Below are 12563 nucleotides of genomic sequence, written 5' to 3'. Positions count from 1 at the left end.
TGGTTCGAGCCCACTAAGGTAGGCAAAAGCCGTATGCATGCATACGGCTTTTGCCTACCGGTATTTAGCCAGCAACTGCGTATAGGCCGACGTACGTCGATAGTCTTTGCGGACGATATCGAGCAGTGGGTCTTTTTTGAGGAAATCCTTGTTGATTCCCATTTGCAGCGCTTTTTCAAACTGGGCAAGGGCCTGCTCTTCGTCATTGGCCTGCAAGTGCGCACAGGCCAGCACGTAGCGCAACTTGGGAGCCAGATCGGGTAGGGTCGATTGGGTCAGGCTGCCATCGGCCCGAACACTGGCGGGAAACTGCCCGGTACGTACCTGAGCGTAGGAGCGAAGGTACAGGCACTCGTCGGTGCAGGCGGAGCCACCGTAGCGGTTAAGTTCACTCAGGGCGTCGAGGTACTTGCCTTTGCTGATCAGGCAGCGCCCTTTGCCTAGCGCAACCTGATTGGTGAACTGGTGAGTCTGGTCGAGTTCCTGGCAGCGGTTGTAGGTTTTGAGAGCTTCGTCGAGGTCATCGCGTTTTTCGAGCAGCGCCGCTAGTAGCAGTTGATAGAGCGCAACGGTAGGTTCTAATTGGGCGGCTTTGGCGTAGTCGTCGCGGGCTGAACTGGGCTTATTAAGCGCTTCGTAGGTACGTCCGCGCTCGGCGTAAGCGGCAGCCCAAGTTTTGGTGAAATCGACTGCTTTGTCGAACTGATCGAGTGCTTCGTCGTAGCGGCGAATCTCGTAGGCGCAACGGCCGGCCAGAAAGTGTGCGTCGGCGAAGAAAGTAGGCGCATACCGCTTTTCGAGTTGCTTTCGTTGGGCTAGCAAGGCCGTCAGAGTAGCCTGTGCCTGATCGTACTGCCGCAGGCCCATCTGTGCCCGTGCCTGGCCGAGCGCCGCATCCTGCAGGCTATTGTCGAGGGTCAGCGCCTGCCGGAAATCGGCGGCAGCCTGAATGTATCGGTTGGTGTACAGGTTGGTCAGACCCCGTTCGTAAAAGGCGGCTCCGCTGAGGGGGTTGTGCCGGATGGCCATCGACAGGGCAGTGTCGGCGTCGGCATAGGTACGTTGGTTGTTGTGGAGCCGCCCCGTCAGCAGCCAAGCATCGGCATAGTCGGGCCTAAGGGTCAGGGCGATGGCCATTTTGTCGAGGGCGTCGGTGGTGCGGCTGACCTCCACATCGCTCTTTCCTGACTCATAATACGCGGTGGCAATGGAGTCGATTTGCCGACGAAAAGCGGGATCGAGTCCCAGTTCGACGGCTCGGTCAAAATCGCTGCCCGCCTCGTCGTATTGCTTCAAGCATACATATGCCATGCCTCGCCGGAAGTATAGCTCGGGCTGGCGACGACTGCGGTTGATGCCTTCCGTAAAATCGGCTTCGGCTTTATCGCAGGCGCCCGTTTGCTGGGCCAGTAACCCTCGCAGCAGGAAGTAGCGCGGGTTCTGGTTGCTGATGCGGATGGCCTCGTCATAATCAGCCTGTGCTTCGGCCAGGCGGTTGGTGCGCAGGCGATACCCTGCCCGGCGAGCCAGTAAGTCGGCGTTAGTAGGGTCAACGTTGAGGTAAACCGACAGATCGGCTACGGCCTTGGGGTAGTCGTTGAGGCGGGTATACAGGTCGGCACGGGATTCTAGCGCCTCTAGGTTCTGAAAGTCGAGCGCCAGGGCTTCGTTGAGGTCGCGTAGTGCTTCTTTGTATTGGCCTACTTGCGTCAGGCATTTACCCCGCCCCAGCAGCCAGTCGGAGCGGTTAGTCTGGTCGCCTGCCAGCTTGGCCGTCTTCCGGCTGGGGTTGATGAGCTGATCATATTCTTTGATCAACTCGCGGTACTGGCCGGCCGAAAACCGTTCGTCGAGTTCGGCTTTGCGGCGGGCTTTGTCCATCAAATCTTTCAACGACCCGTCGTTGCCGGTCGAGTCGGGCTGTTGATCGGCGATGCGTTGCAACAGCGACAGCGCCTCGCTATATCGGCGTTTGCGCATGGCCAGATTGTAGCGTTTCTTTTGCTCGGTGAGGGTATTGCGGGCGCGCTCTTCCAGTACTTTCTGGATGCGAAACAGCCTCACTTTGGGCGTTAGGTCTTCAAACGGCTTTTCTTTTTCGGCCTGTTCGTAAAGTCGTTGCGCCATTTCGAGGTCGTTGGCAGCAAAGGCGGCTTCTCCATCGGTCAGGATCTTTTGGTATGCCAGCAACGCAACCCGTTCACGTTCCTTGACAGGGTCGACTGGTAGGGAGAGGGTCGTCTGCACCGAATCTGGGCGGGTGCTGGCCGCTACCTGAGCCGAGTCGGGGCGGGTGGCCCCCGTCGTTAGGTTGTCGGATGGCAGCCGGCGGGGGGCGGCTTCGTTGAGGGCAACGTTGTTGAAGGTTGCGTTGGCCGAGTCGGCGGGGGTAGCAAACGCAATTCGGCTGATCAACACCGTCCATTTACTGCCCGTTTGTTCAGCCCGGACTTCGGCCACCCGTCGAACCGGACCATAAGGTTTGTTGATTTTGGTGTGCTTGCCTCTGAACTGTGATGTAAAAAGCACCTTCACATAGAGATAATCGCCTTTTTTAAGGTTGGAGACCTCAATAGCCGAAAAATCGACGGTGCTTTGAGTGGATTTGCCGTAGAGCAGGTCAAAATTGGCCAGGTACGTTTCTACAGGCATGTCGAACACCGTACCGGCCGCCGCCCGGTTGGGGCTGATGTCATCCTCGACGATGGCGGTTTTGTCGGTAAACAACTGGTTGCTGCCTGGCGCAAAACTCTCGCTGATGAGCACGTTGCGTTCGGCCTCGCCCAGGTCTGCGAGGCTCAGCACGTTGAGCAGGTCATTGAGGCCACGCTCAATTTTCCGACGCGCCAGCAGTTTCACCTCGTCGTTGTCGCGGGTAGTCAGTTCCTGCCCCCACAGGTACGTTGGCAGTATGAGTAGCGCGAGCAGTAGCAGTTTTTTCATAGGTGCGGTAGGCTAATGCATTGGTTAATAGGGAGATGGGCGGCCTTCCGGCGATCGAAAAAGTGGAAGACCGCTACTTCGTCGCGACTACGCCGACATTACCCAGCAGCACAAACCATTTGCGCCGTTCGAGACCATCGGTTTGCTTGGTGTAGGGGGTTAGCATAACGTCGACGTCTTTCTGGGTAATGTCGCTATACTGACGTCCCGTCTTCTCATTCAAACCGGTGAAACGTTGTTCGCCCCGAATCTTGCCGTAGTAATTGCCGTCGGTACGTTGGGTCAGTTCCTGCACGTATTGGATATCGGCCCATTCGATGCTCACGCTCGTGTAGGGCAACAGCTTTAGTCGCCTTAAATAATCCTGCATACTGAGGGTGACGGGTGGTTTGCCCGACGCAACGGAGCTAATCTGAATCGTGGCTTCGGGTTTAAAGAGGTTCAGAATCTCGCTGATGGCTTTGTCTTTCTGTCCGGCCTCAACGGTTTTGTCGGCCACCACGCCCAGGAGGGTGCCAAATTCATCGACCCGTTCGAGCGCCTGTAGCCGATACTCTTCGTACTCGCTGTCGGTCAGGCGAAGAGCCGCGCTGTAGGCCGATGTGCCGACGGCCGCCGTCGAATCGCCTACGGCCGCCGCCATTGGCGCTATCACGGGGGGCGCGGTAGGAGTGGGGGGCGCCGCCGTAGCCGCCGCCGGGGGCGTAGCGCGCTGATTTGGCCGGGGTTGTGCCGGGGCGGCGGTTACGGGCGTAGCTTTGGGGGACACGGCGGCGGGCGTGGCTGGTGGGAACGTGCCACCCATCTGGTCGATCTTGTCACAGAGAACCGACGCCCGTGCAATCAATTCGTGCTTGCCTGACGCGTAAAAAAGCCCGATCAGGTCGGCGCGGGGTACGCCGGTGACTGGGCCATTGAGGGGCTTAAAGGAGACTATCGATCCTTTGGCGGCGGTAATCTTGCCGTAAATCACCTGCACCGGGTTATCCCGGATAATCAGGTCGTGCGACAACCCTTCACTGGCCCTCCTGAACTGCTCGATCAACTGGTTGCGCTTGTCGGTGGGCATGAACCACAGTTGGTCGAGGCACACAAACCGCGCCCGCCGGTTTACAACGGCTAAGACACGATCGGCGCCGAACGTGAATTTGACCTTCGATCCACCTTTGTTGACCTGCATCGATATCCGCTCGTGGGTCAGCTCGGTGAGAGTGCCTTCCAGACGCGACTGGTCGCTGAGGTACAGCACATCTTGGGCCAGCGTCGGGGCTGACAGCGCCAGCAGGAGCAATAGCCCGACTGCACAACGCGCGGGGGATAAATCAGGGAACTTGTACATAGAACGGAGCCTCGATGATATCGCCGTTGGGGAGAGCGATGCGAATGGTTTCTGCGATGGTATTGCCCCGCACCCAGTTACCCGACCGGCGCGAAGCTGTCCAGGTGGTGCGGTAAAGCTGAGCCGATCCCCGCAGCAGGTTGCCCAGCGTCCCGAAGGAGGTGACCAACTGCTCGGCGTCTTTGGCATAGAAAAACGCGCCGCCGGTTTCGTTGGCCATCTGCGAAAGCACCGTTACGTTGACGTTCCGGCTGAGCCCTACCGTAAATAGGGGTGTCTGCCGTGCCTTGGCGTTGGTGATGGCTTCAGTAAGTGAGGTGGTAGTATAGGTGTCGTTTTGCCCGTCGGTGAACAGAATGACCGCTTTGTTGGTGGTCGGGGCATATTGGGCCGTATAGTCGCTGACCAATACCGAACTATAATAGAGCGGGGTGCCGCCGCCTTCGGTTTTGGCCAGCGAGTCGAGCGTTTTTTTCATGGCGGGTCGGTTGCGCGAGAAACCCTGATGCAGCACTACATAGTCGTCATAATCCTCGGTAAAGCTCGCTAGGGCTACCTGATCGTTGGCTCCGAGGTAATCCAAGAAAATCTTGCTGGCTTCGATGCGCAGATCCTGCGGGTCGGTGGTCAGTATACTCCCCGACTGATCGAGCAGCAACATGGCTGAATAGCCGCCCGCCTTAGCCGTCTGCCCAACGAGTTCGAGCTTGGTGAGCGCATACGTAAAGCTGCTGGGATTAGTGGCCGTAATACCAAAGTTACCAGGTACCAGCCCGCCGACGTAGCGACCACTGCGATCAACCACGTACAGATCGACCCGAAAATCGATTTTGTTGGTGCCCGTTGTGCCCACGGTTGTGCCACCGGTGGTGGCTGCTGTGGGTTTGCCCTGAATGGTTGGCAATGCGGGTAAAGGCACCTCTACCTGGCGACGACAGCTACTGACTAGCCACAGTGACGTAATCAGGACAAGGCTCAGACAGCGGAAGAGTGTAAACGGTTTCATGTACGAACGAGTGGAGTGGATTATTTTTTTTGAGACTGAAAGCCAATGCCGACGCGAATAGCCGTGATGGCGACCTGCTCGTTGAGGGTCTGGTTGAGGCCCGAGAAGCGTAGGTTCTTTACGTTCAGCAACTGATAACGCAGGCTGAGATCGAGCAGTAGGCTATTGACGCGCAACTCGACCCCAGCGCTGGCTCCGTAGGTAAGTGGCGTGGCTGATACCGACTCGTCGGCCGGGGTGGGGTGCCCAACCGACGTCTTCACCGAAGAGAACAACAAATTGATTCCTCCTTCGGGTAGTAGGTAGAGACCACCAACCGGATAGAGCTTAATACCGAATTGTAAGGGTACCTGAGTGAGGCGCTTCGTTTCGGTGTATTCCGAAAAGCCATCGCGGGTGTAGCTGCGCACGAGTTCCCAGCCCGCATAGCCCGCTGTGATGGAAACAGCCGCCCACCGCACCAACTGAACATCGACGCGCAGGCTACCGCCCACGTTCTGTTTCATGCCAAAGCCGGTGGAGTCGCTGAGCCAGGCTCGCTCTTTGTTGAGGGTAGCCGGATAAAGGGCCAGTTCGGGGCCGATCGTGATGTGTAGTCGGCTGAATCGTTTGTCGCCGGGGTAACGGGCGGCCGGTGCTGTGCTGGCTACTACGGGTGCACTGGGTGCTTCGGTGGGAGGTGGTAGCGGAGCCGCAGCCACTGTCTCTGCTACCGGCGGGGCTGCTGTCGGCAATGGCGTAATCGCCAGTTGGCTACCATCGCCAAAGGCCAGTTTCCAGACTTCGCGGCGGGCCAAGGCCTGTTTCTTACCTGGCAGCGTCGCGGTATAATACAGTATCGTTGTGTCGGTAACCTCCGCAATGCGAACGGCGAGCATCGACTGATCGAGCCGGTAGAGCTGATCTGTGTACGTCATGGCCGGGCGGGGCGCTGCCGGTTTGGGGGCCGCCCGCTTCGGGGCTGGGCGGGTTGTGCGGGGCTTTTGCACCTGCGCAACGGAGAGGCTGGTCAACAGCACGAAGCTGCCGAGCAGGCATAAAAAACGAATCATAACTTGGCTGGATGGATAGAATAAGCAACTGATAACCGCCCGCTACGACGCTGTGGACATCGGGCTGGTACGCAATACGGGCAAACGGGCAAACAAGGCACTCCGGTATTGCCGACCGATCGAGATGGTCTGGTCGGCAATAGTCAACGCATTATGCTGGATGGCGTCAATACGATGCACGTTGACAATATGGCTGCGCGATACTCGTTGAAAAAAATCAGTGTCGAGTTGTGCCTCCAGATTACCAAGGTGTGTAGAAATGCGGTACGTTTTCTGAATCGTGATTACGTCGACCCAACCGCCTTCAGCCCTCAGGTAAAGGATATTAATCTTAGGGACTTTTTCGTAGCGTTGGTGTGTGTCGCCTAGAAACAGGCAGTCGTCCAGCCGATTCGGCGTGGTGGTGTAAAGCGACATAATCATGTCTATTTACAGAACGACGATAGGCGATAGGGAATGAATAAAGATGTCGTCATGGTTGTGATGGATAGTTGATTGTCTGGTAACTACAAGTTTATGAATAACTTAGCTTGTAATGACTCCCTTTCTAACAAGACGCCTGTTTTTCTTGACAAAAGGTCAGTTTAAACAAACAAACCCCAAGTCAGCTCAGAATTATTAGGTACGTTATCAACGCAAAAAAGGCGGCCCAACGCAGTGAGTCGCCCTCGTCGTGGACTGATGATCAGTCGATTACCAGTATAGCACCCGGTATTTAACGGCACCATACAGTCGCCAGTAGGCCGAGATAAACGGAATGGCGAGTGCCGTCAGGAGGGTAGTCCTGGCATCGCGCCACGAGGCCGAACTAGTCGGCCACCGTTCGATTGTCAGCCAGGTTGTGAGGCCAACAAATCCGAGCAGCGAAAACAGAGCCACAGGTACGTTGCCCAACAGGGCGGCCACCAGGCCAACTAACATACTCATTACGGTCACGTAATAGCGCAGAGCCAGTTTCTCATCGCGCGGTACGCGCTGCCGAAAAAGGTCGGGATGGCGTTTGTAGAGCAGCGCATCGTAGCGGGTTTGTCGTTCGTTGGTCAGGGTGGTGTACCAGGTGGCGGGCTGGTAGGGGCGGACTACCACGGCTTCGGGGCACTTCAGAATCGGAACGCCGATTTCAAGCAACTTAAACTGGAGGTCCGCATCGACCCGCCAGGCCAAGTCAAACGATTCCTCAAAACCACCGGCGCGTTGCAGAACTGGTTTCTGGATAAAACAGTTGGCCGCCACGAAGTCGTTGGTGTCGTGCGTCGAGGTCGTTGAGCGATAGGTGCCCCGCTGCCCGTTGCGAACCACAGGGGCACCCTGTGTGCGTAACGTACCTGTGATCACCTGCGCGCCCCGCTGGAACATGACGGCGGCGGCCGACAGCCAGTTGGGTTGTGGCAGGCAATCGTCGTCGGCGAAGGCCAGGTATCGGCCCCGGGCAGCGTGCCAGCCTCTGTTGCGGGCGGCCGCCAGCCCGGTTCGTTTAGGCTGAGCCAGATAACGGGCTTCAATCTGGGCGTGGCGCGCGAAGGCCGCTACCAGCGTGGCGGTGGTCTCGTTGGCCGCATCATCCACCACAACCACTTCAAACTGATGGGTAGGCAGGGTTTGTTGCGTAAGAGCAGTCAGGCAATCAGCGAGCTGGGTTGGGGCACTGCCCGCCCGTGATGTCGTTGGAATGATGATCGTAAAGTAGGGTTCCATAACGGTAGTAGTAAACTATGGCGGACGTGGTCAAGCTCTATGCCAGAACAGGGGACATTACCAAAAAGGTTAATCCGTAACGATATTTTGACCTGAGCCGTACGATACGACCACTAATTCTGAGCAAACGGAGCAGAACACTGATCGGATTGTGCGTTTGTTTGTAGCTGGCTGTATCTTGACCAAAGGTCTACCAGCTATGAAAACGGATTACACACCCTACAGAAGCAACCAACGCCATGGCCAATCTCTCATTTCTCTGCATCGCTACATTCTTTAAGGGAGAACCGTTTATGCGGGCCTGCAAGGAGATGGGCCACACGGTTTATTTGCTCACCGATCAGAAGTTAGCCAACAGACCCTGGCCCCACGAGGCGATTGAAGAGGTATTTTACCTGCCCTCAGAGAGCAACGATAGCCAGAATCTGGACCAACTGGTGCTGGGTATGGCGCACCTGATGCGATCTCGTCGCATCGATCGGGTGGTGGCGCTGGATGATTTCGACGTCGAGAAAGGGGCGTTAGTCCGCGAAACGTTTCGCATTCCCGGTATGGGGCAAACCACAGCTCGCTTCTTCCGCGATAAACTGGCGATGCGGATGCGGGCAGCGGCGGAAGGAATCCGGGTACCAAAATTCAGTGCCCTGTTTACGGATGAGGTGATAACGACGTACCTGCAAAGCAGCGAAGCCCCCTGGCTGATTAAGCCCCGCGCGGAAGCATCGACTACGGGGATTCGGAAAGTGCATTCGCTGGAAGAAGCCTGGGCGGTCATCCACGAACTGGGCGACATCCGTCATCAGTACCTGATCGAAGAATTTAAACCGGGCCGGGTGTACCACGTTGATTCGTTGTCGTACGACCGGAAAGCCGTGTTTAGCCGGGCGAGCCAATACCTGGCCACGCCCATGGAGGTTGCACATGGTGGAGGGGTATTTCGCACACAGACATTACCACTCGACAGCGCAGAAACCGCCGCCCTGATTGCCATGAACAACGCCGTGATGGCGGCTTTCGGAATGCGGCATAGCGCTTCACACTCCGAATTTATCCGGGGCGACCACGACGGTGAACTGTATTTTCTGGAAACTGCCTCGCGGGTAGGTGGAGCCCACATTGCCGAGATGGTCGAAGCTGCGTCGGGAGTAGGGTTGTGGGCTGAATGGGCCCGGCTCGAAACGGCCGCTGCGCTGGAGCAGACCTATACGCCGCCCGTCGATAGCGGGCAACATGCTGGTTTGATTGCGTCACTGGCTAACGAGGTATCACCGGATACGTCGGCCTTCAGCGACCCCGAGATTGTCTGGCGAATGAACAAAGATCACCATATCGGGCTAATTATGCAGTCTGACAACCCTGAACGGGTACGACAATTGCTGGATGACTATTTGGTGCGAATTAAGAACAGTGTACACGCTGCCTTACCCGTGGCGTCTAAACCCACCAATTAGCAAACCTGCCGTAAATGGATTGGCATGGGGTTTTTAGGAGGAGTTTTGGCCTGCTTCTACTTAAGTATATAGGCTTATTTTAAGATGGAGTTATTATTTTTCAAATAAAACGTATGAATATAGTCTAATGCATTAAGTTTTGTACACTTCTTGCATGTAAAAGCGCAGATGCGGTCACAACTGGCCTCTTCTGCGCTTTTTGTTTGTCCGACCGTATGGTCATACAGGTGAAGGCGTCTACCTCCTTTAACAGACTACTCAGACAATAATTGCCTCACCGTATGACAACCAACGCACGCCTTTCACGTGCGGCTAGTTTTCTGTTTTTGGTAGACGGATTTGTGTGTTATACGCTTCTGTCGATTACCGATCAGCTTGCCGGTACGATTTATCAGCTATCCGACAGGAACCTATACCCTCAGCCCGTTAGCCGCGGCGCCACAGGAAACAGCGTCTATCGACTTACTCCCTATTCGAATAACTCCCGTCTGCTTCAGACATCGCGTGGTCATCCCCAATGGGTTGATGATTGGCAGTTCTGTGCCTGAGGCATCCACGAACGGTAAGCTGATAATCTATAGAATGAAGAATAACTAGTTGATAGATAGATCATTAGCTAAGTCGAAAGGAGTTTTAAGCTTGCCCCCTAACTACCTAATTATAACTAATCACCATCTATTATTCCAACACATGCAGACATACCTTTATCTGCTCAAACCGCGCTGGCTCCATCTATTAACTTTATGGGTCAGTTTTGCGCTGGGGGTAACAACCCTGGCTTATTCGTCACCAACAGGTGGCCGCTCTGCCCCACCGGCCACGCCGGGAAACTATGTATTCCAGGATAATAATCAGAACGGCATCTTCGACGGCACCGACGTAGGAATTGCCGGGGTTCGCGTGTACTTGTACCAGAGTAATGGGGTGTTCGTAGAAACGGCCACCACCACCAGTACTGGTCAGTTCTCGTTTACCAGTACGCTGCAAGCTTCATCCAGTTACGACATTCGTATCCGGCCTGTCGATGCCCCAACGGGGCTGAAACTATCGGCCGCTAACCAGGGTAGCGATGACGCCATCGACAGCGATGCCAGCATGGTTGGGAGCACGGCTGTTATTACGGCCAACACCAACGGCAGTGGTCAGTTTCCTTCCTTTTTCGGGTTCGGCTATCAGGCTGGTGATCCTGATCTGATCATTACGAAAACCAGCAATAGCTTCAGCGTGACGCGCGGAGCTACGTCGTCGTTTGCGATCAGTGTGTCGAACGTAGGTGGAAGTGACGCCGCTGGTGTAACGGTAAAAGATACGCTTGATCCGGGTATGGGGTACGTATCGTCGTCGCCTGCTGCTACAACGGTCCTGTTGGGCAATGGTCAGGTTGAATTGACCTGGGGAGGGGCCAGCACGACGCTCGCTGCCGGCGCCGCCCTGAATTACACGCTGACGGTTACGGCCAATGCGGATGGCGTGCTGACGAATATCGCAGCCGTGACGGCAACGACGCCCGACGCCACGCCCCGTAACAACGTAGCCAGAGCCTGCTTTACGGTACCTGTCAAACTTTGTCAGGGTGAGGCCTACGTAACCAGCCTGTCGGCCAACTTAACCAATGTAGAGTGGTTCCGCGATGGCGTGTCGGTCGGCACAGGGAATAGCCTGACTATCGTTACCGCAGGTACGTATAGTTATACCTCGCTGAGTGGCGGGAGCGATTGCGGTACCAGCAGTTGCTGCCCTATTCTTATTTACGACGGATCTGTGGTGCCGCCAACGTTGGTGGCCTCGGCCACGGCTATTTGTAACGGGCAAACTGCTAGCCTGACCGCCAGCAACTGCGTGGGTACGTTGGCTTGGAGCACGGGAGCAGCCGACAACGGGTTGACTTCGATCACGGTCGCGCCGACTGTTACGACTACTTATAGCGTGACGTGTACGCCGACGGCGGCCAATGCCTGCCCGGCTTCCTCGTCAATCACGATTACTGTGAACCCATCTGTGACGGCTACCGTAGCCAGCGCGACCATCTGCGATGGCTTGAGCACCACGCTGACAGCCAACGCGGCGGGTGGTACGGGCTTTACATATGCCTGGACGCCTACCGGCTCGATCACGGGCGGCCAAGGCACGGCTTCGATCGCCGTAGCACCGTCTGCTACCACCACCTACTCAGTCGTGGTAACGAATAGCGATGGTTGCTCAACGACGACCACGGCCACGGTAACGGTTAATCCGGCAGTGACGGCGGTGATCGGGGTGAGCCCAAGCAACACCATCTGTGATGGCACCACGGTAACCTTGACGGCCACGGGCGGGGCAGCCTACCGCTGGTCGACGGGTGAAGTGGGCAACACCATTACGGTGCAGCCTGGCACTACCACCGTCTACTCAGTGACGGCTACCAGCGCTGATCAGTGCGCCGGTGTGGCCTCAACCACCATCACGGTCAACCCGGCAGTAACGGCTACCGTAGCCAGCGCCACGATTTGTGACGGCCTGAGCACGACCCTGACAGCCAATGCAGCGGGCGGTTCCGGCTTCAGCTACGCCTGGGCACCGGTGGGCACGATCAGTGGCAGCACCACGGCCTCGGCGGTGACGGTCAACCCGCGCACCACGACGACCTACTCGGTAACAGTAACTAACAGCGATGGCTGTTCGACCACGGCCACAGCCACGGTGACGGTCAACCCGGCGGTAACGGCGACAGTGGCCAGTGCGACGATCTGCGATGGCCTGAGCACGACGCTGACGGCCAACGCTTCGGGCGGCACAGGCTTCAGCTATGCCTGGACACCAGCCGGCTCGATCACGAGTGGTCAGGGCACGGCCTCAATCGCCGTAGCACCGACCACGACGACGACGTACTCAGTAGTGGTGACCAACAGCGATGGTTGCTCAACGATAGCTACGGCTACGGTAACGGTCAACCCGGCAGTGACGGCGACAGTAGCCAGCGCGACCATCTGCGATGGCTTGAGCACCACGCTGACAGCCAACGCGGCGGGTGGTACGGGCTTTACATATGCCTGGACGCCTACCGGCTCGATCACGGGCGGCCAAGGCACGGCTTCGAT

8 protein-coding genes are annotated in these 12563 nt (G+C 56.8%); 2 read left to right on the top strand and 6 right to left on the bottom strand.

The window, feature by feature from the left end:
* Positions 1 to 54: 54 nt before the first annotated feature.
* From ACAW74_RS04400 to ACAW74_RS04375, 6 genes are all read right to left on the bottom strand, one after another.
* Positions 55 to 2943, bottom strand: coding sequence for a tetratricopeptide repeat protein (locus tag ACAW74_RS04400; protein WP_370696976.1), 2889 nt, complete (start codon positions 2941 to 2943; stop codon positions 55 to 57).
* Between the two features lie 73 nt (positions 2944 to 3016).
* Positions 3017 to 4282 (bottom strand): hypothetical protein, encoded by a 1266-nt coding sequence (locus ACAW74_RS04395; RefSeq protein ID WP_370696975.1) that lies wholly within the window; start codon positions 4280 to 4282, stop codon positions 3017 to 3019.
* Complete coding sequence (locus tag ACAW74_RS04390) at positions 4266 to 5288, bottom strand: vWA domain-containing protein (RefSeq protein ID WP_370696974.1); 1023 nt, start codon at positions 5286 to 5288, stop codon at positions 4266 to 4268. The genes ACAW74_RS04395 and ACAW74_RS04390 overlap by 17 nt, the downstream gene beginning before the upstream one ends.
* Before the next feature lie 20 nt (positions 5289 to 5308).
* The gene (locus ACAW74_RS04385; RefSeq protein ID WP_370696973.1) at positions 5309 to 6340 is read right to left on the bottom strand and encodes a hypothetical protein; all 1032 of its coding nucleotides are present in this window, start codon (positions 6338 to 6340) and stop codon (positions 5309 to 5311) included.
* A 42-nt stretch (positions 6341 to 6382) separates the two neighbouring features.
* Positions 6383 to 6763: a LytR/AlgR family response regulator transcription factor gene (locus ACAW74_RS04380; RefSeq protein ID WP_370696972.1), complete on the bottom strand. Its 381-nt coding sequence runs from the start codon at positions 6761 to 6763 to the stop codon at positions 6383 to 6385.
* Between the two features lie 270 nt (positions 6764 to 7033).
* Positions 7034 to 8035, bottom strand: a complete 1002-nt coding sequence (locus ACAW74_RS04375; protein WP_370696971.1) for a glycosyltransferase family 2 protein — start codon at positions 8033 to 8035, stop codon at positions 7034 to 7036.
* Positions 8036 to 8274: 239 nt separating this feature from the next.
* Between ACAW74_RS04375 and ACAW74_RS04370 the strand changes: the two genes are divergently transcribed.
* Together ACAW74_RS04370 and ACAW74_RS04365 are read left to right on the top strand one after the other, a co-directional pair.
* The gene (locus ACAW74_RS04370) at positions 8275 to 9486 is read left to right on the top strand and encodes an ATP-grasp domain-containing protein (protein ID WP_370696970.1); all 1212 of its coding nucleotides are present in this window, start codon (positions 8275 to 8277) and stop codon (positions 9484 to 9486) included.
* 690 nt (positions 9487 to 10176) lie between these two features.
* The coding region (locus ACAW74_RS04365; protein WP_370696969.1) for an Ig-like domain-containing protein at positions 10177 to 12563 on the top strand (2387 nt) is incomplete at its 3' end.

Origin of the sequence: Fibrella musci (genome assembly GCF_041321105.1) — a bacterium.
GTDB lineage: Bacteria > Bacteroidota > Bacteroidia > Cytophagales > Spirosomataceae > Fibrella > Fibrella musci.
Note: the sequence above shows the minus strand (reverse complement) of the source record. Positions and strands in the feature narration are given on the sequence as shown.